Annotated in this window: 20 protein-coding genes; 6 read left to right on the forward strand and 14 right to left on the reverse strand. The window is 66.2% G+C overall.

Going from position 1 to position 22,395, the window contains the following annotated elements:
* Window positions 1–233: 233 nt before the first annotated feature.
* The 9 genes from madM to mdcA form a co-directional block, all read right to left on the reverse strand.
* Window positions 234–998: a malonate transporter subunit MadM gene (gene madM, locus CAG46_RS07935; RefSeq protein ID WP_024087229.1), complete on the reverse strand. Its 765-nt coding sequence runs from the start codon at window positions 996–998 to the stop codon at window positions 234–236.
* A 2-nt stretch (window positions 999–1,000) separates the two neighbouring features.
* Entirely contained in the window at window positions 1,001–1,423 is a 423-nt protein-coding gene (gene madL, locus CAG46_RS07940; RefSeq protein WP_003258591.1) for a malonate transporter subunit MadL, read from the reverse strand.
* 204 nt (window positions 1,424–1,627) lie between these two features.
* On the reverse strand, window positions 1,628–2,548 hold the full coding sequence (gene mdcH, locus CAG46_RS07945) for a malonate decarboxylase subunit epsilon (protein WP_085616864.1): 921 nt from the start codon (window positions 2,546–2,548) through the stop codon (window positions 1,628–1,630).
* On the reverse strand, window positions 2,545–3,159 hold the full coding sequence (locus tag CAG46_RS07950; protein WP_085616866.1) for a malonate decarboxylase holo-ACP synthase: 615 nt from the start codon (window positions 3,157–3,159) through the stop codon (window positions 2,545–2,547). The genes mdcH and CAG46_RS07950 overlap by 4 nt, the downstream gene beginning before the upstream one ends.
* A 1-nt stretch (window position 3,160) precedes the next feature.
* Window positions 3,161–3,952 carry a biotin-independent malonate decarboxylase subunit gamma gene (gene mdcE, locus CAG46_RS07955; RefSeq protein ID WP_061552611.1) on the reverse strand — a complete coding sequence of 264 codons (792 nt, stop codon included), beginning with the start codon at window positions 3,950–3,952 and terminating at the stop codon, window positions 3,161–3,163.
* Window positions 3,949–4,797, reverse strand: coding sequence for a biotin-independent malonate decarboxylase subunit beta (locus CAG46_RS07960; protein ID WP_085616868.1), 849 nt, complete (start codon window positions 4,795–4,797; stop codon window positions 3,949–3,951). The genes mdcE and CAG46_RS07960 overlap by 4 nt, the downstream gene beginning before the upstream one ends.
* Window positions 4,790–5,089 carry a malonate decarboxylase subunit delta gene (locus CAG46_RS07965; protein ID WP_024087234.1) on the reverse strand — a complete coding sequence of 100 codons (300 nt, stop codon included), beginning with the start codon at window positions 5,087–5,089 and terminating at the stop codon, window positions 4,790–4,792. The genes CAG46_RS07960 and CAG46_RS07965 overlap by 8 nt, the downstream gene beginning before the upstream one ends.
* Window position 5,090: 1 nt before the next feature.
* Window positions 5,091–6,035, reverse strand: a complete 945-nt coding sequence (locus CAG46_RS07970) for a triphosphoribosyl-dephospho-CoA synthase (protein WP_085616870.1) — start codon at window positions 6,033–6,035, stop codon at window positions 5,091–5,093.
* Entirely contained in the window at window positions 6,035–7,696 is a 1,662-nt protein-coding gene (mdcA, locus tag CAG46_RS07975; RefSeq protein ID WP_025339387.1) for a malonate decarboxylase subunit alpha, read from the reverse strand. The genes CAG46_RS07970 and mdcA overlap by 1 nt, the downstream gene beginning before the upstream one ends.
* Before the next feature lie 391 nt (window positions 7,697–8,087).
* Between mdcA and CAG46_RS07980 the strand changes: the two genes are divergently transcribed.
* Both CAG46_RS07980 and CAG46_RS07985 read left to right on the forward strand, forming a co-directional pair.
* Window positions 8,088–9,158 (forward strand): enoyl-CoA hydratase/isomerase family protein, encoded by a 1,071-nt coding sequence (locus tag CAG46_RS07980; RefSeq protein ID WP_085616872.1) that lies wholly within the window; start codon window positions 8,088–8,090, stop codon window positions 9,156–9,158.
* 16 nt (window positions 9,159–9,174) lie between these two features.
* The gene (locus tag CAG46_RS07985) at window positions 9,175–10,326 is read left to right on the forward strand and encodes an acyl-CoA dehydrogenase family protein (RefSeq protein ID WP_075045375.1); all 1,152 of its coding nucleotides are present in this window, start codon (window positions 9,175–9,177) and stop codon (window positions 10,324–10,326) included.
* A gap of 162 nt (window positions 10,327–10,488) precedes the next feature.
* Here CAG46_RS07985 and CAG46_RS07990 read toward each other — a convergent pair whose 3' ends face one another.
* Window positions 10,489–11,421, reverse strand: a complete 933-nt coding sequence (locus CAG46_RS07990) for a LysR family transcriptional regulator (protein WP_085588409.1) — start codon at window positions 11,419–11,421, stop codon at window positions 10,489–10,491.
* 126 nt (window positions 11,422–11,547) lie between these two features.
* On the opposite strand from CAG46_RS07990, the gene CAG46_RS07995 reads away from it, so the two are divergent.
* Window positions 11,548–11,811, forward strand: coding sequence for a DUF2790 domain-containing protein (locus CAG46_RS07995; RefSeq protein WP_075045088.1), 264 nt, complete (start codon window positions 11,548–11,550; stop codon window positions 11,809–11,811).
* Window position 11,812: 1 nt separating this feature from the next.
* Here CAG46_RS07995 and CAG46_RS08000 read toward each other — a convergent pair whose 3' ends face one another.
* A complete protein-coding gene (locus CAG46_RS08000) occupies window positions 11,813–12,505 on the reverse strand; it encodes a tRNA (adenine(22)-N(1))-methyltransferase TrmK (protein ID WP_075045087.1) in 693 nt (230 codons plus the stop codon).
* A gap of 136 nt (window positions 12,506–12,641) precedes the next feature.
* Here CAG46_RS08000 and CAG46_RS08005 point away from each other — a divergent pair, with 136 nt between their 5' ends.
* The 3 genes from CAG46_RS08005 to CAG46_RS08015 all read left to right on the forward strand — a co-directional run bounded on the left by CAG46_RS08005 (window position 12,642) and on the right by CAG46_RS08015 (window position 16,006).
* Window positions 12,642–13,022 carry a RidA family protein gene (locus CAG46_RS08005; RefSeq protein ID WP_015270613.1) on the forward strand — a complete coding sequence of 127 codons (381 nt, stop codon included), beginning with the start codon at window positions 12,642–12,644 and terminating at the stop codon, window positions 13,020–13,022.
* Between the two features lie 216 nt (window positions 13,023–13,238).
* Window positions 13,239–15,239 carry a U32 family peptidase gene (locus tag CAG46_RS08010; protein WP_085616874.1) on the forward strand — a complete coding sequence of 667 codons (2,001 nt, stop codon included), beginning with the start codon at window positions 13,239–13,241 and terminating at the stop codon, window positions 15,237–15,239.
* Window positions 15,240–15,448: 209 nt separating this feature from the next.
* Complete coding sequence (locus CAG46_RS08015; RefSeq protein WP_085617101.1) at window positions 15,449–16,006, forward strand: TetR/AcrR family transcriptional regulator; 558 nt, start codon at window positions 15,449–15,451, stop codon at window positions 16,004–16,006.
* A 100-nt stretch (window positions 16,007–16,106) separates the two neighbouring features.
* Here CAG46_RS08015 and CAG46_RS08020 read toward each other — a convergent pair whose 3' ends face one another.
* The 3 genes from CAG46_RS08020 to CAG46_RS08030 are packed head-to-tail and all read right to left on the reverse strand — an operon-like array spanning window position 16,107 to window position 21,796.
* Complete coding sequence (locus tag CAG46_RS08020) at window positions 16,107–17,507, reverse strand: efflux transporter outer membrane subunit (protein ID WP_178080688.1); 1,401 nt, start codon at window positions 17,505–17,507, stop codon at window positions 16,107–16,109.
* Window positions 17,507–20,638, reverse strand: coding sequence for an efflux RND transporter permease subunit (locus CAG46_RS08025; protein WP_085616876.1), 3,132 nt, complete (start codon window positions 20,636–20,638; stop codon window positions 17,507–17,509). The genes CAG46_RS08020 and CAG46_RS08025 overlap by 1 nt, the downstream gene beginning before the upstream one ends.
* A gap of 15 nt (window positions 20,639–20,653) precedes the next feature.
* Entirely contained in the window at window positions 20,654–21,796 is a 1,143-nt protein-coding gene (locus CAG46_RS08030) for a MexC family multidrug efflux RND transporter periplasmic adaptor subunit (RefSeq protein WP_085616879.1), read from the reverse strand.
* Window positions 21,797–22,395 lie beyond the last annotated feature (599 nt).

The following is a 22,395-nucleotide window of genomic DNA, read 5'->3' on the forward strand; positions in this document are numbered from 1 at the left end:
TTTGTATTCTCTTGAATAAGATTTACGCACTGATTTTGCCTCCAATTGGGCGCCATCATAACGCCCGATGAAGGTGTCCAAAATCATTAGGCCAGTTCACCTTGTGTCGCGATGGGGCGCGCAGCGGCCCCAGGATCTTGGCTGCGGTGCGGATATCGCTGAGGCCGCGTTGCGGCCCGATCGCGACACAAGGCCGCTCCTGCAAGGGGTCTGCGCAGTCCAGCAGATTGTTGTCAACCGACCAGGGCGCGTACGCAGAAGTACAGGATCGACGGGCCCATCAGGCAACCCAACCCGGTATGGAAGGTGGCTGTCAGCGCCCCGTACGGCACCAGGCGCCGGTCGGTCGCCGCCAGCCCGGCCGTCACCCCCGACACCGTCCCCGCCAACCCGCCGAACACCATCGCCGAACGTGGGTTGTCCAGCGCCAGCAGGCGCGCCGATACCGGGGTGAACACCATCACCAGGATCGCCTTGATCAGCCCGGTGGCAATCGACAGCGCCATCACGTCCGAGCTGGCCCCCAGCGCCGCACCGGTCACCGGCCCGACGATATAGGTCACCGCACCCGCACCGATGGTGGTCATGCTCACCGCATCACGGTAACCGAAGGCGTAGGCCACCGCAGCGCCGACAATGAACGGCAGCACCGTGCCAAGCAGCAGCGCCACCGCGCCGATCATCCCGGCCCTGCGCGCCTCGGTGGCCTGCACCTCGAAGGCCGTGGCGACAATGGCGAAGTCGCGCAGCATGGCCCCGCCCATCAGGCCGATGCCGGAGAACAGCGCCATGTCGGCCAGGCCTTTCTGGCCACCGGTAATGGTGCCACCGACCCAGGCCAGCACCAGGCCGATGACGATGGCGATGGCCGAGCCGTGCACGCGGCCGAAGGTCAGGTACTTCGACAGCACCACCGACAACCACATGATCGCGCCCACCACCGCAAAGGCAGTGATCAAACCGTTATGTTCCAGGGCATTGTCAATGATCGGCCACATGATCAACGCCCTCCTGCAGGGGCAGCCTGCACATTGCTTTCGGGGCCGGCCTCCACTGCCGGCAGGGGTTCGCCGCGGTGGCTGCGGCTGATCAGGGCAATGGTCGCACCGCACACCAGTACCGCACCCACTGCCGCCAGCAGCGCCACCGGCCCGCCGTGCAGAGCGGTGACCACGTTCTGCTGGGCAGCCATGGCCACCACCACCGGGATGTACATGGCGCCCCAGAAGCCCACGCCGAACTCGCATTCCTTGCTCATGCCGCCGTTGCGGTGCATGTACAGGCGTGCGCAGATCAGCAGGATCATGGCGATGCCGACCCCGCCCACATTGGATTTGACGCCCAGCAGCACGCCCAGGAAGTCGCCGACGATGACGCCGGCAAGCGTGCAGACCGCCAGCAGTGCCACACCATAGATGATCATTGTTGTTGTCCTCAGGTAGTGTCGAAGTTGCTTGTTGTTGTTCTTCGTAAACACACTTTTGTGGAGCTTTTGCCCCCATGGAACTGAACTCTGTGGGAGCGGCTTTAGCCGCGAACACCGGCGCAGCCGGTGCCATGCACCGCGTTGGATTCTTCGCGGCTAAAGCCGCTCCCACAGGGGTCACTATCCGCCGCGGTGTAGCCATCATCGTTCGTTGGCCACCTCCTGGCGCAGCAGCGCATCCAGGGTGTCCCAACGGGTGCCTTCAACAGCAACCACCCTGCCCTGTTCGAACACCGGCCGGGCCAGCCCGCCGAGCACGTTGCCGGGCGGCAGCTCCAGGTGCAGGCGCACGCCACGCTCATAGGCGTTGCGCAACGTAGCACGCCAATCGACCACCCGCGCCATGTTGCCGGCCAGGTCGTCGCGCAGACGCTGTGGGTCAAATATCGGCCGTGCACTGCTGCCGCTGAGGTAGGTGATACGCGGTCGCTGCAGCTCGACCGTGGCGAAGGCACTGGCCAGTTCGGCCGCCGGGCCATCCAGCAACGGGCAATGCGATGGCACGCTGACCGCCAGGCGCCGGGCCACGCCCTGGCCCAGCCGGCGTGCCTTGGCGGCAACCGCAGCCATCGCGCCATCGCTGCCGGCGATGACGATCTGGTTGTCGCTGTTGAGGTTGGCGACATACACCTCGCCACCCGTATCGCTCAGCAAGCGTTCGACACAGGCCAGGTCCAGGCCGCTGAGTGCGGTCATGCCGTAGCCTTGCGGATAGGCGCGCTGCATCAGTTCGCCACGCAGGGCAACCAGGCGCACGGCATCGGCAAAGCCCAGGGCGCCCGCCGTGACCGCCGCCGGATAGGCGCCAATCGACAAGCCCGCCACGTAATCCGGCGCGGGGCTGCGCTGCATCAGCCAGCGCGCCCAGGCCACGCCAGCCAGCAGCAGGCACAGCTGCACGGCACGGGTCGTCTGCAGGGCCTGCTGGCTGTCCAGCGCCAGGGCCTGCTGGCCGAGGGTGTCACTGGCCTCTTCCAGCAATTGCCCGGCACCCTCAGGCAGGCGCTGCAGCATGCCCACCTGCTGGGCGCCCTGGCCGGGGAAGGCGAACAGGCTGCTCATGCTGCACGCTCCATCGCTGCCCATGGGTCGCTGACCAGGCGTGGGCCATGGGCCGACTTGAGCAGCACGCGGCGGGCGAAGCCGGCCCACTCACGCAGGGCGACAGCACCGGCCGGGGTTTCCAGCTGCAGGTCGATACGACAAGGCGCGCAATCGAGGATATCCAGCAGCTCACGCGCCTGCGCCCGGGCCAGCGGTTGTGGCGTACGCAGCAGCAAGTCCAGGTCGCTGTCGGCGTGTACCACCTCCATACCGGTCGCGATCTGGTACCCCACCCCACCTGTCGGCCCCCAGGCCAGGCCGCTGGCATCCAGTACCGGGGCGACCGAAGCCAGGGCCTGCAATGCAGGCCAAGGGCTTTCAGCTTGCCAGCGCAGCGCTTCGGGGCCTTGCTGACACTGGATATCGCCCAGCCGCATCAGTACACCCGACCGCTGCGCCCTGCCCTGGCCACGCAGCCCCACCGCCACCCAGCCGTCCGCACAAGTGGCACGGCGCACCACCACCGGCTGGCCGCTCAGCAGCACATCCTGCGCCCAACGCGGCGCATCAGCAGGCAGGCCCGATACGGGCATGCCCCAGAGCAGGTCGTGCGGCCTTGGCGCGTTCATCTCAAGCGCCCTGCCACTGGCGGCGCAGCTGTTCGCGCACCTGGCGCGAGGCGCTGCGGTTTTCGCCCGCCAGCCGCGACGACAGGTCGCTCGAGCTGCCGATGTCGCGCACTGCATCTGCCAGGCAGGCACGTACCTGGGCGATGTCGGCACTGCTCGGCGTCTCGGCGTTGTCCACCGTCAGGCGGCGCCACAGCAGGCCCAGCGAGGCGTAGCTGGCCAGGTCGTAGGCCATCGGCGGCACCTCGGCGGCCAGGGCTTCCAGTTGCTCGACGCTGCGCAGGGTGATGCGCGCCGCCGCCGCCTTGCCCATGGCGTGCACCATGACCCCGGCATCGTCCAGGGCGATCAGGCGCTGGGCCTGGTAACCGTGGGCCAGGAAGGCACCAGACATGGCCTTGCCGACCAGCAGGCCGATCACCGGGTGCCCGGCCAGCCGCGCCTGGGCATAGGCCTGCACCGCAGCGGCCAAAGCCTGGTGAATACCCAACGCCTCCTCACGGCGGCCATAGGCCTGGCTGGGCACATCGATCACCGCGACGATGGCGCGCTTCTGGCCGTGGCGGTCAGCCTCGACCGCTTCGCTCACGGCCTTGGCCAGGCCCCAGCCTTCCAGCAGGCCGACTTCGCCCGAGCGCGCCCGGGGGAACGGGTTGTCGGCGTCCGGCACCACGGCGATGAAACGCGCCAGGCGGTTGTCCAGTTCGCCATCGATTACCCGCAACGACGCGGGGTAGCCGGGCAAGGCTTGCCCGCCGGCCAGGCCCGGCAGCCAGTTCAAGGCACGGTTCATTTGGTTTCTCCTTGGTAAAGGTCACGCACGGCAGCGGCATCCAGTTGCGGGCAGCCATCGCCCAGCCGGGCCAGGCGTTCGAGGAACCAGGCGTGTTGACCGGCGCGATCCCTTGAAGGCTCGTCGAGCAATTGCAGCAAGCGTTCGCGCAAAACCTCGATGTCATCGGCCACATAGGCATCGACCAGGCCGCTGGCGTGGCGCTGCTCGCCGCCGGTCAAGCTCCAGATGAAGGGGCGGTCCTTGGCGTCGTATTCACCGATGCCCGCTTCCTGCTCGATCACCTGCGGGCCGTTGAGGCCCAGGCGGGCTTCGCGGGTGACCAGCAAGTGGCTGCACAGGCCGGCGGCGATGGACATGCCGCCGAAACAGCCGACCGAACCTGCGACCAGACCGACCACCGGCTGCCAGGCGCGCAGCTCGACAATCGCCGCCTGTATTTCGGCAATCGCCGCCAGGCCCAGGTTGGCTTCCTGCAGGCGTACACCGCCGGTTTCCAGCAGCAGCACGGCGCAGGTGGGGATGCCGTTGCGGTTGTCTTCGATGGCCAGCTCCAGCGCACCGGCGATCTTGGCCCCCCCCACCTCGCCCATGCTGCCGCCCTGGAAGCCGCCTTCGATGGCGGCAACCACAGCGTTGCGCCCGTTCAGCAGGCCCTTGGCAATGACCACGCCATCATCGGCCTGGGGCACGATGCCCTGGCGCGGCAGCCAGGGTGACATCAGCCGGTCGAACGGGCCCAGCAGTTCACGGAAGCTGCCCGGGTCGAGCACGGCGCGGGCGCGCTGGCGGGCGTCCAGTTCGACAAAGCTGCGGCTGTGCAGCAGGCGTGCGATATCAGTCATGGGCGATCTCCTCGAAGCCTTGCTCCAGGCGCAGGCGCACCACGCCTGGGGTAGCGCCGAAATCATGGATGTCGATGTTCACGGCCGGCCAGGTGCGGCCCTCGAACAGGCGCTGGAACAGCTGCGCCCAGCGGGCAGCGCTGCCGTTGACCGAAGTCACCACCTGGATTTGCAGGCTGCCGGCGGTGCCGGGTTCGATCAGCACTTCAAGGTCGCCGGAGCTGACGCAGCCCACCAGCGTGCGGCCACGCCCAGGGGCGGCGGCGGGGAATTGAAAGGTCAGGGTTTCCATGTCACAGGCTCCCGGCTTTGTCGAGGAACAGGCAGGCGGCCAGCAGATCGGCGGCGCCGCCCGGTGAGGCATTCAGGTGCAGCAGGTGCTGGTCCAGCCGGCGCAGCTGTCGGCGCCCGGCCAGCGTGGCGCTGCCGCCTTCGCTCAGCACGGTACGGGCGCCGTGCTGGACGGCAGCCAGCCCGGTCGGGCCGCTGCGCCAGAGCACGCAGGTATCGTTGAGCACGGCCATGATCGCCAGCAGCGCGTCCAGCCGGGCGTGCGGCTCGCTGGCACCGGCGGCGCGGCTGCGCTGCAGTTGCGGCAGGCCGTGACCGATAACCGCCGGGAAACCTTGTTGCGCTTGTTCGCGGGCGCCGCCAGTGCCATAGCGGCGGCGTACCTGCAGGCCATGGCTGTCTTGGGTGGTCATGGCGGGGTCGTCGAACAGTGCGATGCGACCGGCACGGGCAGCCAGGGTGTTGGTATCAGCCTGGGTGTCGAGGGCCTTGGATGCTACCAGCAGGCCGAGGGCCCAGATTGCGCCGCGATGGGTGTTGACCCCGCCGGTGGCGGCCAGCATCGCCGCCTCGCCTTCGCGGCCGAGCTGGCCCAGGGTGGCGCGCAGGGGCTGGCCGATGGTGCCGATGGCCTGGGCGGCTTCGGCCATGTTGCGCAGGCATGGCCACAGGGCCAGGGCCGAGGCATGCATCAGGGCCAGGGTCATGTCGTGGTGGGCGCCGTTGCCACGGCGGTCGACCAGGCCGGGTTTGGGGGACAGGTCGGCTTCGTCGATCAGGGCTTCCACGGCCAGGTCGGCCAGGTGGTCGGCCAGGGGTAATTTGGTTGCCTGTGCCGGCCTCTTCGCGGGCACGCCCGCTCCCACAAGGATCGCGCAATCTTCAAATGCATCACTATTCCTGTGCTCGCGAAGAAGCCCACGCGGTTGCAAGTCGAGTGCTTTCATCACCAGCTCCTGAACCGTGCAGGCGGGTTGTAGAGGCCGCCGGACCATTCGACCAGGTCGGCGATGCTGCGCGCAGCCAGCAGTTCGCGGCTGGCGTCGGTGCGGCGGATACCGAGGTCTTCGGGCAAGGCGACCAGGCCTTGCTGGCGCAGGCGCTGAGTGTCCTTGGGGTCGTGCCGCAGGCCGATGGCGGTAACCCCGGCCACGGCGGCGATCATCTGCTGGCGCTCTTCCAGGCTGCGGGCCTTGTACAGGTAGGCAATGCCCTCCTCGGTCAGCAGGTGGGTGACGTCGTCGCCATAGATCATCACCGGTGCCAGCGGCATGCCGGCTTTCCTGGCCACTTCCACGGCATCGAGGGTTTCCACGAAGGTTGGCTTGCCGCCCTCCTGGTAGGTCTCGACCATCTGCACCACCAGTTTGCGACCGCGTTCGAGCATGGTTTCCGGCACGGTCATGTCGAGCCAGGCCGGGGTCGCATGGCGCCGGCCACGGGGGTCGTGGCCCATGTTCGGGGCACCGCCGAAGCCGGCCAGGCGGCCGCGGGTCACGGTCGAGGAATGGCCATCGCCATCCACCTGCAGGGTGGCGCCAATGAACAGGTCGACGGCGTACTGCCCGGCCAGCTGGCACATCATGCGGTTGGAACGCAGCGAACCATCACGGCCGGTGAAGAACACGTCCGGGCGCTGGGCGATGTAGTCCTCCATGCCCAGCTCGGTGCCGAAGCAATGCACGCTTTCCACCCAGCCGGTCTCGATGGCCGGGATCAGCGTCGGGTGCGGGTTGAGTGTCCAGTTGCGGCAGATCTTGCCCTTCAGGCCCAGGGACTCGCCATAGGTAGGCAGGATCAGCTCGATGGCGGCGGTATTGAAGCCAATGCCATGGTTCAGCGACTGCACCTGGTGTCTTTCGTAGATGCCGCGAATGGCCATCATCGCCATCAGCACGTGCACCGGCTTGATATGGCGCGGGTCGCGGGTGAACAGCGGCTCTATATAGAAAGGCTGGTCGGCAACCACCACGAAATCGACCCAGGATGCCGGGATATCGACCCGTGGCAGGTCATCCACGCGGTCCACCAGCTGGTTGACCTGGGCAATGACGATGCCGTCGCTGAACGCGGCCGGCTCCACCAGTGCCGGGGTGTCTTCGGTGCTGGGGCCGGTGAACAGGTTGCCATCGCGATCGGCCATGAAACCAGCCACCAGGGTGACGTTGGGTATCAGGTCGACCAGCAGCCGCGAGTACAGCTCGATATAGGTGTGGATGGCACCGACTTCGAGCAGGCCGTCTTCCAGCAGCTGGCCAATGCGCAGGCTCTGCGGGCCGGCGAAGGAGAAGTCGAGCTTGCGGGCGATGCCACGTTCGAACAGGTCCAGGTGCTCGGCGCGGCTGACGCTGGGCATGATCATGTGCAGGTCGTGCAGGCGCCCAGGGTCGACCTTGGCCAGCGCACGCGAGAGGAAGTCGGCCTGCTTCTGGTTGTTGCCTTCGAGCACTACCCGGTCGCCGGGAGCCAGAAGCAGTTCCAGGGCTTCGACGATACGCTCGGTGGGCAGCACCACGCCGTCGGCGAGGTGGCGGACCCGGTCAAGGCGGCGCTGCTTTTCGGCGCGCCGCCGCGACCATTGCGGCGGTGGATTCTTGGTTGTTGTCATGGTGACTCCACGGGTTCGCTGTCGTGGGGGTCACCTTAGGGCTGGGGTGGTTGCGCATCAATCAAGCTCAGGCACTGATCGTTACGGTCAGGGTAACGATTTAGCATATGCGCTGTCGCTCATGGCCCTATCGCCGGCAAGCCAGCTCCCACAGGTACAGCGCAGGCCTTGAAAGTTGTGCGGTACCTGGGAGCTGGCTTGCCGGCGATAGGGCCAGCCGGCCAACCTGAAACCTTGGTAGAGTGGCGTTATCGCCACACAAGACAAAAATGCAGAATCCCCCTGCAGATTTGTCGATTGTGCAAGGCAAATTCGCATGACAGGATCCTGCGATCCTCCAGCGAACTCCAGACTTCACTTGGAAAATCAATAACAAAGCAGGGAGAACGCAATGACTGCGCACGCTCATACCTCGGCAACCGACCATGTGCTGGCCGAGGTCCGCAACCAGATCGGCCATCTGACCCTGAACCGCCCCGCCGGCCTCAATGCCCTGACCCTGGACATGGTCCGCAGCCTGCGCCAGCACCTCGACCTGTGGGCCGAAGACCCGCACGTGCACGCCGTGGTACTGCGTGGCGAGGGCCCCAAGGGTTTCTGCGCCGGTGGCGATATCCGCTCGCTGCACGACAGCTTCAAGGCTGGCGAAACGCTGCATGAAACCTTCTTCGTCGAGGAATACGCTCTTGACCTGGCCATCCACCGCTACCGCAAGCCGGTGCTGGTGCTGATGGACGGCTTCACCCTCGGTGGCGGCATGGGCCTGGCCCAGGGCTGCGACCTGCGCGTGGTCACCGAGCGCAGCCGCCTGGGCATGCCTGAAGTGGCAATCGGCTACTTCCCGGATGTGGGTGGCAGCTACTTCCTGTCGCGCATCCCTGGCGAGCTGGGCACCTACCTGGGCGTCAGTGGCAGCCAGATCCAGGCAGCCGATGCACTGTACTGCGGCCTGGCCGACTGGTACCTGGCCAGCGACCAGCTGGCAGCCCTCGACAAGGGCCTGGACCAGCTGCATTTCGGCGACCAGCCACTCAAGGACCTGCAGAACCTGCTGGCCAGGCTCGGCACCCAGGTGCTCGACGATGCGCCGCTGGAAAAACTGCGCCCGGTCATCGACCACTTCTTCGCCCTGCCCGACGTGCCTGCCATCGTCGAGCAACTGCGTGCGGTGAGCATTGGCGACAGCCACGCCTGGGCCGTGGCCACCGCCGACCAGCTGGAAAGCCGCTCGCCGCTGGCCATGGCGGTTACTCTGGAGATGCTGCGCCGGGGTCGCCACCTGAGCCTTGACGACTGCTTTGCCATGGAGCTGCACCTGGACCGCCAGTGGTTCCAGCACGGCGACATCATCGAAGGCGTGCGCGCGCTGATCATCGACAAGGACAAGCAGCCACGCTGGAACCCGCCGACCCTGGCCGCACTGCAACGCCAGCGGGTCGACCAATTCTTCGAAGGCCTGTGAGCCCGGGAGTACACAGATGCAAGACCTGGAACTGAGCGAAGAACAGATCATGATCCGCGACATGGCCCGGGACTTTGCCCGTGGCGAGATCGCCCCGCACGCCCAGGCCTGGGAAAAGGCCGGCTGGATCGACGATGGTGTGGTACGCAAGATGGGCGAACTGGGCCTGCTGGGCATGGTGGTGCCGGAAGACTTTGGCGGCAGCTACACCGACTACGTCGCCTACGCCCTGGCGGTGGAAGAGATCGCCGCCGGCTGCGGTGCCACCGGAGCGATGATGAGTATCCACAACTCGGTGGGCTGCGGCCCGCTGCTGGCCTACGGCACGGCCGAACAGCAACAGCAGTGGCTGCCACGCCTGGCCACCGGCGAGGTGATCGGCTGCTTCTGCCTGACCGAGCCACAGGCCGGTTCCGAGGCGCACAACCTGCGCACCCGCGCCGAGCTGGTGGATGGCCAGTGGGTGATCAACGGCGCCAAGCAGTTCGTCAGCAACGCCCGCCGCGCCGGGTTGGCCATCGTCTTCGCGGTGACCGACCCGGAGCTGGGCAAAAAGGGCCTGTCGGCGTTCCTGGTGCCCACCGACAACCCGGGCTTCAAGGTCGATCGCAGCGAGCACAAGATGGGCATCCGCGCCTCCGACACCTGCGCGGTCACCTTCGACAATTGCCGCATCCCTGCCGCCAACATCCTCGGTGAGCGTGGCAAGGGCCTGGCCATCGCCCTGTCCAACCTCGAGGGCGGCCGTATCGGCATTGCTGCCCAGGCACTGGGCATTGCCCGCGCCGCGTTCGAGGCGGCGTTGGTCTACTCGCGTGATCGGGTGCAGTTCGGCAAGCCGATCAACGAACACCAGAGCATCGCCAACCTGCTGGCCGACATGCAGGTGCAGGTGAATGCCGCGCGCTTGCTGATCCTGCATGCCGCGCGCCTGCGCAGCGCCGGCAAGCCGTGCCTGTCGGAGGCCTCGCAGGCCAAGCTGTTCGCTTCGGAAATGGCCGAGCGGGTGTGCTCGATGGCGATCCAGGTGCATGGCGGGTATGGCTACCTGGAGGATTACCCGGTGGAGCGCTACTACCGCGATGCGCGGATCACGCAGATCTATGAAGGGTCGAGCGAGATCCAGCGGATGCTGATTGCGCGGGAGTTGAAGCACTACCCGCTTTAAAACCTTGCGCGATCCCTGTAGGAGCGGCCTTGTGTCGCGATAGGGCCGCATGGCGGCCCCGGCAATTTGTGCATCGAAGCTGACATCCTGGGGCCGCTTTGCGGCCCTTTCGCGACACAAGGCCGCTCCTGCAAGGGCCAGCGTTAACCGCCCCGCACTCGGCTATCGCCAATAGCGCGAATCATCCACCACCCTGGCATGCCCCTCGAACAGCGCCGGCAACTGCTCCTTTAGGTAGTCGATCCAGGTGCGCACCTTGGCATCCAGGTAATGCCGTGACGGGTAGATCGCATACAGCGCGCTCTCGCGCAGGCGATACGGCGCCAGCAACCGGCACAACCGCCCCTGCTCGATCGCCTGGCTGGCGGTGTAGAACGGCAGCAGGCCAATGCCCATGCCCAGCTCGCTGGCCACCAGCATGGCGTCGGCGACGTTGGTGGAAAAACTGTCGCTCGGTGCGATCACGCACTGGTCAACCCCTTGCGGGAACACCCAGTCACCTTCGTACATCGGATAAGCCATGCGCAGGCAACGGTGCTGGTGCAGGTCTTCCGGGCGCTCTGGCACGCCGTGGGCCACCAGGTAGCTCGGCGCCGCGCAGGGGATGCTGAAAATGTTGCCCAGCGGCACGGCGATCAGCTGCGAATCCGGCAACGCCCCGTCCACGGTAATCACCACGTCGTGCCCTTCGGCCAGCGGGTCAGGGTTGCGCTGGGACAGGGTCAGCTCGATCACCACCTCCGGGCACAATGCGTTGTAGCCGGCCACCAGCGGCATCAGCAACAGGCCCAGGCCGTGCGGGCAATGCAAACGCAGGTGGCCGCGGGGCGTGAGGTGCGCGCCACGGGCTTCGCCCACCGCCTCTTCGGTCAGCAACATGATCTGCCGCGAGCGCTCGAGAAACCGCTCGCCCGCCTCGCTCATGCGCAAACGCCGCGTGGTGCGGTGCAGCAGGCGGGTCTGCAGCTGGTTTTCCAGCTCGGCAACGATGCGCGAAACCTGCGCCGCAGATATGTCCAGGGCATTGGCGGCCGCAGCGAAGCTGCCACATTCCACCACACGGGCGAAGGTACGCATGGCATGCAGCATGTCCATGAAGGTGTGCTCCTTGTTCGGTCTTATTCTTGCGTTACAGGCAGGAATCTATCACGGGTTAGCCCATTTATTGTGGATGACCAATGAATGGATCATTAGCCATACATTGAAAAAAAGGAGCCTGCCATGAAACGTTCGATCGCTGTCCTTGCCGTTGCCGCTACTCTCGCCTCGTTCGGTGCCCTTGCCGACACCGGCAGCAACCAGCCGGTCAGCAGCAGCAACTACGAATACGGCATGCCGCTGGACGTGGCCAAGGTCATCTCCATCACCCCGGCCAGCAACGCCGCCGACTGCCAGGTTGGCACCGCGCACATGGTGTATGTCGACCACCAGGGCCAGAAGCGCGAAATCGACTACCGGGAAATGGGCAACTGCTCGCAGCAGTGAGTCAGGCCAGCACCTCGGTGATCCAGCCGACCTGTTGCCTGAAGTCGTCGATTTTCGCCTGAGGCACCGCACCGCGGGCCCGCTCGAAGTTGGCCAGGGTCTGCTGCTTCTGCCGCAGCATGCGCCGCCACTTGACCAGGAACGCTTCGCTTTTCTCCTGCACCAGCACCGGGCCGAAGTACAGCTGTTCAGCGGTGTACGCCGCCCCGCCCGGCTCGGCGACGATGATCTCGTAGTCGAAGCGGTTTTCCCGCAGCAGCTCTTCGCTGACGATCCGGTAACCATTGCCCACCAGCCACTGGCGCAGTTCGCGCTCGGCGCCATTAGGCTGCAGCACCAGGCGGGTGACGCCAGCCAGGCGCTGTTTGCCGGCCTCGAGGATTTCGCACATGGTGTCGCCACCCATGCCGCAGATACTGATCACCGTGATGCGGTCTTCCGCCTCGACCGCTGCCAGGCCATTGGCCAGGCGCACGCTGACCCGCCCTTCCAGGCCGTTCCTGCGCACGTTGCGCTGGGCCGAGGCAAACGGCGTCTGCGCCACTTCGCCCGCTACCGCCGCGTCCAGCACGCCGCGCAGCATCAAGGCCACCGGCAGGTAGCCATGGTCCGAGCCGATGTCGGCCAGGCGCGCGCCTTGCGGTACTTGTGCAGCCACGCGCTCCAGGCGCCTGGACAATGTCTGTTCGTTCAACGTAAACCCCTGCTTTGCAATCGGCCGCGATTCTGACGGCGAACGCCGCGCATTTCAAACACCGGGGTGCCCTCGACCGTGCCGGCGCGCTCGCGTAGGCTTGCCGCTTTCCTTCCGTAGCAAGGCAAGACACACCATGGCACAAGCAGACATCATCTACACCCCGGACCCCGACGCCGAGTCGATTTCCTCCGACGTTGCCGAATACAACGGCGTGCTGGTCACCACGCAGATCCCGACCCACGCCGATGGCAGCCTGGAACTGGGCGGCATCGTCGAGCAGAGCGAGTGCACCCTGCAGGCGCTGAAAGTGGCGCTGGAGAAGGCCGGCAGCGGCATGGACCGCGTGCTGCACCTGACCATCTACCTCACCGACATGGCCGACCGCGCGGCATTCAACGAGGTGTACCAGCGCTTCTTCAGCAAGCCCTGGCCGGTACGCGCCGCCGTGGGCGTGGCTGCACTGGCGTTCGAAGGCATGCGCGTGGAAGTGACCGCAATGGCTGCCAAGCGCTGACTTTTGCCTGAGGCACGATCCTTGTAGGAGCGGCCTTGTGTCGCGATTGGGGTGCGCAGCGCCCCCAGGTTCTCAGCTGCGCAGCAGATATTGCCGGGGCCGCGTTGCGGCCCTTCGCGACACAAGGCCGCTCCTACAAGCACCCCGATGATGCCGCCAGCCCGTTTCGCCGCTACAATGCCCGCCTAAACCGTGACAGCCCGAACCTATAACGACATGTCCCTTCCAAAGAATCACCTGGAACTGCTCAGCCCTGCCCGTGACGTGGCCATCGCCCGCGAAGCGATCCTGCACGGCGCCGACGCCATCTACATCGGTGGCCCGAGCTTCGGCGCGCGCCATAACGCCTGCAACGAAGTCAGCGATATCGCCGAACTGGTCGAGTTCGCCCATCGCTACCATGCACGCGTGTTCACCACCATCAACACCATCCTCCACGACAACGAGCTGGAGCCCGCGCGCAAGCTGATCCACCAGCTGTACGACGCCGGTGTCGACGCGCTGATCGTGCAGGACCTGGGGGTGATGGAGCTGGATATCCCGCCGATCGAGCTGCACGCCAGCACCCAGACCGACATCCGCACCCTGGAACGGGCCAGGTTCCTCGACCAGGCCGGCTTCTCCCAGCTGGTGCTGGCGCGTGAGCTGAACCTGCAGCAGATCCGCGCCATCGCCGCCGAAACCGACGCCGCCATCGAGTTCTTCATCCACGGTGCGCTGTGCGTGGCCTTCTCCGGCCAGTGCAACATCTCCCATGCGCAGACCGGCCGCAGTGCCAACCGCGGCGACTGCTCGCAAGCCTGCCGCCTGCCCTACACCCTGAAGGATGACCAGGGCCGCGTGGTCGCGTTCGAGAAGCACCTGCTGTCGATGAAGGACAACAACCAGACCGCCAACCTGGCCGACCTGGTCGATGCCGGCGTGCGCTCGTTCAAGATCGAAGGCCGCTACAAGGATGTGGCCTATGTGAAGAACATCACCGCCCACTACCGCAAGGAGCTCGACGCCATCCTCGAAGGCCGCCCGGAGCTGGCCCGCGCCTCCAGCGGCCGCACCGAGCACTTCTTCGTGCCCGACCCGGACAAGACCTTCCATCGCGGCAGCACCGACTACTTCGTCACCGACCGCAAGGTCGACATCGGCGCCTTCGACTCGCCAACCTTCACCGGCCTGCCGGTGGGTGTGGTGGAAAAGGTCGGCAAGCGCGACCTGCAGGTGGTTACCGAGGTGCCGCTGACCAACGGCGACGGCCTCAATGTGCTGGTCAAGCGCGAAGTGGTGGGCTTCCGCGCCAACATCGCCGAACCGCGTGGCGAGTTCGAGGAAGACGGCGAGAAGCGCTACCGCTACCGCGTCGAGCCCAACGAAATGCCCGAAGGCCTGCACAAGCTGCGGCCCAACCACCCGCTGTCGCGCAACCTCGACCACAACTGGCAGCAAGCCCTGCAACGCACCTCGGCCGAGCGCCGCGTCGGTGTGCAATGGCACGCGGTACTGCGCGAGCAACGCCTGGCGCTGACCGTCACCAGCGAGGAAGGCGTGAGCGCGCAAGTGGCACTGGACGGCCCGTTCGGCCCGGCCAACAAGCCGCAGCAGGCGCTGGACCAGCTGCACGACCTGCTCGGCCAGCTGGGTACCACCATGTACCACGCCGACAGCATCGAGCTGGACGCCCCGCAGGCGTACTTCGTCCCCAACTCGCAGCTCAAGGCCCTGCGCCGCGAAGCCATCGAGGCGCTGACTGCAGCACGGGTGCAGGCGCACCCGCGTGGCGGGCGCAAGGCCGAGACCACGCCACCGCCGGTATATCCCGAGTCGCACCTGTCGTTCCTGGCCAACGTGTACAACCAGAAGGCCCGCGACTTCTACCACCGCCACGGCGTGCAACTGATCGACGCGGCCTACGAGGCCCATGAAGAGCACGGCGAAGTGCCGGTGATGATCACCAAGCACTGCCTGCGCTTCTCCTTCAACCTGTGCCCCAAGCAGGCCAAGGGCGTGACCGGCGTGCGCACCAAGGTAGCGCCGATGCAGCTGATCCAGGGTGATGAAGTGCTGACCCTGAAGTTCGATTGCAAGCCGTGTGAAATGCACGTGATTGGCAAGATGAAAAACCACATCATCGACCTGCCGACCCCGGGCAGCGCGGTTGCGCAGGTGGTTGGGCATATCAGCCCGGAAGACCTGCTGAAGACCATTCCGCGCGGGCCTCATTGATCGCGGTAGCCTGCTAGGGCCCTTTCGCGGCTAAAGCCGCTCCCACAGGTGCTGCGCCACCCTCATGGCCGGTGCAGTACCTGTAGGAGCGGCTTTAGCCGCGAAGAGGCCAGCAAAGACACAAAAAAGTCTCAAATGAGACCATCCCGCTTGATCCCCCTCCCATTTCCTGCACAATGATTGGCATGCGAACCACGCGAGGCATGCCGATGCAACCCACCCCGCACGATGAACGCCTGCTCAAGGCCCTGGCCCACGCCATCGTGGTCCACCCCCGCGCCACCCTCAAGGAGCTGGCCGAAACCGCTGGCGTCAGCAAAGCCACCCTGCACCGTTTCTGCGGCACCCGCGACAACCTGGTGGCGATGCTCGAGAACCATGGTGAACAGGTGCTCAACCAGGTGATCGACAATGCCGCCTTGCACACGGCCGAACCGCTGGCCGCCGTGCGTCACCTGATTTCCGAGCACCTCAAGCACCGCGAGATGCTGGTGTTCCTGATGTTCCAGTACCGTCCCGACACCCTGCTGAACGACAACGAAGACCGCCGCTGGCTGGCCTACACCCAGGCGATGGATGCGTTTTTCCTGCGTGCGCAGCAGATGGGCGTGTTGCGCATCGACATCAGCGCGGCGGTGTTCACCGAGATGTTCATCACCCAGATCTACGGCATGGCCGATGCCGAACGGCGTGGGCGTGCGGCCAGTGCCAATTCGGCGCAGGCGCTGGAGCAACTGTTCCTGCAGGGGGCACTGGCCAGGCCCTGAAAGCGGGCACTGTGGGAGCGGCCTTGGGAACAAAAAAAGGCCCCTGAGCACAAGTCCCAGGGGCCAAAGCGGTTGGATCACCCAACCAAAGGAGCCTTTCTCAGCCGCGCGCCGGCCATCCGCCGCCCAGGGCGCGGAACAGGTCCACCAGCGCCAGCTGCCGCTGCGTACTTGCCTCGATGTACGCCGCTTCGTTCACAAAATCGCTACGCTGCGCATCCAGGTAGCGCAGGTGGCTGTCTATCCCGCCTTCATAACGCGCCTTGGCCAGGGCCACCGTTGCCCGGCTGGTATCGGCCAAGGCCCGACGGGCGATTTCCTCACGCCGCAAGGTATCGGTAGCCGCCAGGGCATCGGCCACCTCACGAAACGCCTGCTGGACCGTCCCCTCATAAGCCGCCACCGCCGAGTCCTTGCGCGCCTCGGCCAGGCTCAGCCCGGCCCGGTTGCGCCCGGCATCGAAGATTGGCAATGACAACTGCGGCATGAAGCTCCAGCTGCGCGAACCGCCATCGAACAGGCCGGATACCTGGGTACTCGACGTGCCAAAACTGCCGGTCAGGCTGATGCGCGGGAAGAATGCCGCCCGCGCCGCGCCAATATCGGCATTGCGCGCTCGCAAACGGTGCTCGGCGGCGAGGATGTCCGGGCGCCGTTCAAGCAGCGCCGACGGCGCGCCAGGGGCAATGTCCTGCAGCACGCTGGGCGCCGCCTGGCGTTCGGCCGGCAGGGCCTTGGTCGCCTCGCTGTTGCCCACCAGCAGCACCAGCGCGTTGCAGGCCTGGCGCTGTTGGCGCAGATTGTTCTCCAGCTCGGCACGGGACTGCTCGACCAGGCCCAGCGCCTCCTGATGGTCCAGCGCCGTGGCCGTACCGGCGGCGCGACGCTGGCCGATCAGGGCCAGCGAGTCCTCGCGGCTGGCCAGGGTCTGCCGGGTCAGGGCCAGGCGCCGCTCGCTGCCGTCCAGGCTCAGGTAGGCCTGGCTCACTTCTGCGATCAGGGCAATGCGCGCGGCGCGGCCAGCCTCTTCGGTGGCCAGGTACTGCTCCAGGGCCGCATCGCTCAGGCTCTTCACCCGGCCGAACAGGTCCACCTCGTACTCAGGCAACGACAGGCCGACCTGGTAGCTGCTGGCAACGCCTTCACGGCCATCGCCGGACAGCCCGGCGGGCTGGTGCTGGCGGTTGGCGGAAGCCGCGGCGTTCAGCCCCGGCACGCGGTCGGCACGCTGGATGCGGTACTGCGCACGCGCCTGGTCGATGTCCAGCAGGGTCTGGCGCAGCGAGCGGTTGTTGTCCAACGCCGTGCTCACCAGCTGACGCAACACCGGGTCGACGATGAACGCCTGCCAGCCCAGCTGGTCCACCTGTTGCCCGTGGCTGGCGGCATCGTTCCACTGGCTGGCGACTGGCGCCTCGGGGCGCTGGTAGGTCGGCGCGAGGGAGCAGCCGCTGGTCAGCAACGCCAGGGTGAAGGGCACAAACAGATTACGCATGACCATCACTCCGGCACCTCGACGGCTTGGGCTTGTGGCGCTGGCTTGCGCTTGAGCAGCGACAGCACCCAGACAAAACAGATCGGTACGAACACCACGCCCAGCAAGGTGGCGCTGAGCATGCCGCCGATCACCCCGGTGCCGATCGCCCGCTGGCTGGCCGCACCGGCACCGCTGGCGATGGCCAGGGGCACCACGCCGAGGATGAACGCCATCGAGGTCATCACGATCGGCCGGAAGCGCAGGCGTGCGGCCTCGATGGCGGCGTCACGCAGGCTGTAACCCTTCTCCCACAGTTCCTTGGCGAACTCGACGATCAGAATGGCGTTCTTCGCCGCCAGGCCGATGATGGTGATCAGGCCAACCTTGAAGTACACGTCGTTGGGCATGCCGGTGACCATCACCGCCAACACCGCACCCAGTGCGCCGATCGGCACGATGAGCATCACCGTCAGCGGGATCGCCCAGCTTTCGTACAACGCCACCAGCAGCAGGAACACCACCAGGATGGCCAGGGCGAACAGGCTGCCGGCCTGGCCGCTGGAGACCTTTTCCTGGTACGACAGGCCGGTCCAGGCGTAGCCGATCCCCGGCGGCAGCTCGCTGACCAGACGCTCCATCTCGGCCATCGCCTGGCCAGTGCTGTAGCCTGGTGCGGCATCACCGGAAATACGGATCGACGGGTAGCCGTTGTAGCGCACGATCTGTACCGGCCCTTCCTCCCAGCGGGTGGTGACGAAGGCACTGAACGGCACCTGCTGGCCATCGGCATTCGGCGCGTACAGGCGCAGCACGCTTTCCGGGGTCATGCGCTCGCCCTGTTCGGCCTGCACCACCACCCGCTGTTGCCGGCCGGCGTTGGTGAAGTCGTTGATCACCGCCGAACCAAAGGCGGTGGCCAGGGTGTTGTTGATGGTCTCGAAGGTCACGCCCAGGGCGCGGGCCTTTTCCCGGTCGATGTCGACCCGCAGCTGCGGCGCCTCGGCCAGCCCTTCCATCATCGCGTAGAGGATGATCGGGTTGCCGTTGGCCTGGCCCAGGATCTGGTCGCGCGCTGCCAGCAAGGCCTCACGGCCCAGGCCGCCCCGGTCGAGCAGGCGCAGGGCGAAACCACCGGCGTTGCCCAGGCCATCGATCGGTGGCGGGTTTACCGCCATGATCGCGCCATCGCCGTAGCCGGCGAACTGCGCGTTGATCGCCTGGGTTTCGGCATCCACCGATTGCTCGGCGCCGCGCACCGACCAGTCCTTGTAGGTAGGGAACGCCAGCGCGGCGTTCTCGCCCATGCCGGAGAAGCTGAAGCCACTGACCATGAACGCCGAGGCCAGGGCTTCACGCGACATCAGGAACTGCTCCAGGGCCTGCCCGGTAGCATCGGTACGCACACGGCTGGCGCCCGGCGGCAGCTGCACGTCGACAATGGCATAGCCCTGGTCTTCCACCGGCACGAATGATTCCGGCAAACGCAGGTAGAAGTAGCCCAGCATCGCCAGGATGCCGGCATACACCAGCATGTAGCGGCCGGCACGGCGCACCAGGGCATTGTTCATTACCGAATAGCGCTCGGTCAGCCGCGCAAAGCCGCGGTTGAAGGCGCCGAAGAAGCCGCGCTTTTCATGGTGCCCAGGGGCCACCGGCTTGAGCAGCGTGGCGCACAGGGCCGGGGTGAAGGTAAGCGCGAGGAAGCCCGAAAACAGGATCGACACCGCCAGCGACAGGGAAAACTGCTGGTAGATCACCCCCACCGAACCCGACATGAACGCCAATGGCATGAACACCGCCGACAGCACCAGGGTGATGCCGATGATCGCGCCAGACACCTGGCCCATGGCCTTGACCGTGGCATCGGCCGGCGACAGGCCCTCCTCGGCCATGATCCGCTCGACGTTCTCTACCACCACGATGGCGTCGTCGACCAGGATGCCGATGGCCAGCACCATGCCGAACATGGTCATCATGTTCACCGAGAAGCCCATCAGCTTCATCACCATCAGCGTGCCCAGCAGGCACACCGGCACCACGATCGACGGAATCAGCGTGTAGCGGATGTTCTGCAGGAACAGGAACATCACCAGGAACACCAGCACCATGGCTTCGAGCAGGGTGTGGATGACCTTTTCGATGGCCACGTCGACGAAGCGCGAGGTGTCGTACGGCACCGAGTACTCGACGCCTTCGGGGAAGAACTCGCTCAGCTCGGCCAGGCGCTGCTTGACCAGCTCGGCGGTTTTCAGCGCATTGGCGCCCGGTGCCAGCTGCACCGCACCGGCCACCGCAGGCTTGCCGTCCAGGCGCGAGGAGAAGTTGTAGCTTTCCATGCCCACTTCCAGGCGTGCGACATCGGCCAGGCGCACCAGCGAACCGTCCGGGTTGGCGCGCAGCACCACGCGGCCGAACGCCTGTGGGTCGTCCAGGGTGCCTTGCACCGCCAGTGTGGCGGTCAGCTCTTGCTGGCTGCTGCCAGGCGCACTGCCGAAGCTGCCAGCCGGCACCTGCACGTTCTGGCCACGGATGGCGTTGCTCACGTCATCGATCGACAGCCCGTAGCCGACCAGCTTCTGTGGGTCTACCCACACCCGCATGGCAGCTTCCGACGAGAAGAACTGCAACTTGCCCACGCCCGGGACCCGGCGCAGCTCGTTGTTGATATTGCGTGCGGCATAGTCGCCCAGCGCCGTGGTATCGGCCTGGCCGGCGCCGTCCTTGTAGCTGAGGGCGTAGATCAGCAGGAAGCCGGCACTGGTCTGCTCGACCTGGATACCCTGGGTAATCACCGCCTGCGGCATGCGCGCCTCGGCCTTCTTCAGGCGGTTCTGCACATCGACCTGGGCCAGCTCCGGGTCGGTGCCTGGTTCGAAGGTGACCACCACCTCGGCCATGCCGTTGGAGTTGTTGGTGGACTCGAAGTACAGCAGGTTCTTGGCGCCGTTGAGCGACTCTTCGATGATGCTGGTCACCGATTCCACCAGCACCTTGGCCGAAGCGCCCGGGTAGGTAGCGGTGATGGTGATCTGTGGCGGAGCCACGTTGGGGTACTGGGCCACCGGCAGCGCGGGAATTACCAGCAGCCCGGCCAGGGAAATGAACAACGCCACGACCCAGGCGAAGTTCGGCCGCTTGATGAAGAACTTGGACATCTCGTAACCCTCGCCTCAACGCACCGCGGCTTGTTGCGCCGGGGCCGGGGCCACCGGCATGCCCGGGGCCAGGCCGGCAGGGCTGCCAACGATCACCTGGTCACCTGGGCGCAGGCCCTCGGTCACCTGCCAGCGGGCACCGTGCATGGCACCGGTGCGCACGCTGCGCGCCTCGGCAACCCCGCCAATGCCCACCAGCATCACCCGCGCTTCACCGTCACTGCCGCGCTGGATGGCGCGCTGCGGGACGAGGATGGCTTGGTTGTCGGTGCCTTGCGGGGTGCGCACGCGCACGTACATGCCCGGCAGCAGGATGCCGTCGGCGTTGTCGAAGCGGCCACGCAGGGTGACCTGGCCGGTACCGCGGTCGACCGCGACGTCGGTGAACATCAGCGCGCCCGGGCGCTCATAGTCAGTGCCTTCCACCCGGGCGGTCAGGGCCTGCTGGTCACCGGCCGCCAGCGCGCCGTCCTTCAGTGCCTGGCGCAGGCGCAAGGCATCGGCGGCGGACTGGGTGAAATCGACGTAGATCGGGTCGAGCTGCTGGATACGCGCCATGAGCGTGGCGTCACCCTGCCCTACCAGTGCACCTTCGGTGACCAGTGCGCGGCCGATGCGGCCAGAGATCGGCGCCTTGACCGTGGCATAGCCCAGGTTCAGGCGCGCGGTCTCGACATCGGCCTGGGCCGAACGCACCGCGGCCTGGCCGCTGCGCAGCTCGGCGCTGGCGGTGTCGAAATCCTGCTGGCTGACCGCCTCGATTTTCACCAAGGGTTCGTAGCGGCGCACCCGCGCCTGGGCTTCGAGCATTACCGACCGGGCTTTGGCCAGGTCGGCTTCGGCGCGTGCCAGCGCGGCCTTGAATGGCGCAGGGTCGATCTGGAACAGCACATCGCCGGCCTTGACGTCGGCGCCCTCTTCAAAACGCTTGTGCAGGACGATGCCGGCCACCCGTGCGCGCACCTCGGCGACACGCATGGGTTCGACCCGGCCCGGCAGGGTTGCCGCCAGGGTCAGGGGTTCGCTGGCGACCGTCACGGTCTGCACCGGAAAGGCGCTTTGGGCCGCAGACGGCGGCGCTTCCGCTTCGCCGCAGCCGGCCAGCGCGACTGCTGCCGCCAGGCAGCTGGCCATTCCTATTGCACGCAAGTTGCTCATGATTCACCCGAGCTTTAGATGGAAAAACGGCCCGAATGATATTGGCGAAAGCAAAATGAGTCAATTTTGTCTCATTTGATACTTTGTTAATAATTGTGAAGCCTGTCCGGTGTAGGAGCGGCCTTGTGTCGCGATCGGGCGCGCAGCGGCCGCAATTCAGGCGCTGCCGTGTGTCCTGGAGATACGGGATGCAGGTTTGGCGGCCGCTTCGCGCCCGATCGCGACACAAGGCCGCTCCTACAGGGATCGCGCAAGGCCCAGGCTTGGCGCCCTGCCTGTAGAGGACCTTGAAGCCTGCACGGTCAGTGTGGGAGCGGGTTTACCCGCGAACACCGGCGTAGCCGGTGCCATCCACCGCGGCGCCTGCTTCGCGGGTGAACCCGCTCCCACAGGGATCGTGCAAGACCGTAGGCGTGGCGCCATGCGTGTACAGGCAATGGCCTGAATCAAAGACCTTGAAGCCTGCACGGTCAGTGTGGGAGCGGGTTTACCCGCGAACACCGGCGTAGCCGGTGCCATCCACCGCGGCGCCTGCTTCGCGGGTGAACCCGCTCCCACAGGGATCGTGCAAGACCGCAGGGCTGGCGCCATGCCTGTAT

The organism is Pseudomonas sp. B23(2017) (genome assembly GCF_002113725.1).
Classification (GTDB): Bacteria; Pseudomonadota; Gammaproteobacteria; order Pseudomonadales; family Pseudomonadaceae; genus Aquipseudomonas; species Aquipseudomonas putida_Z.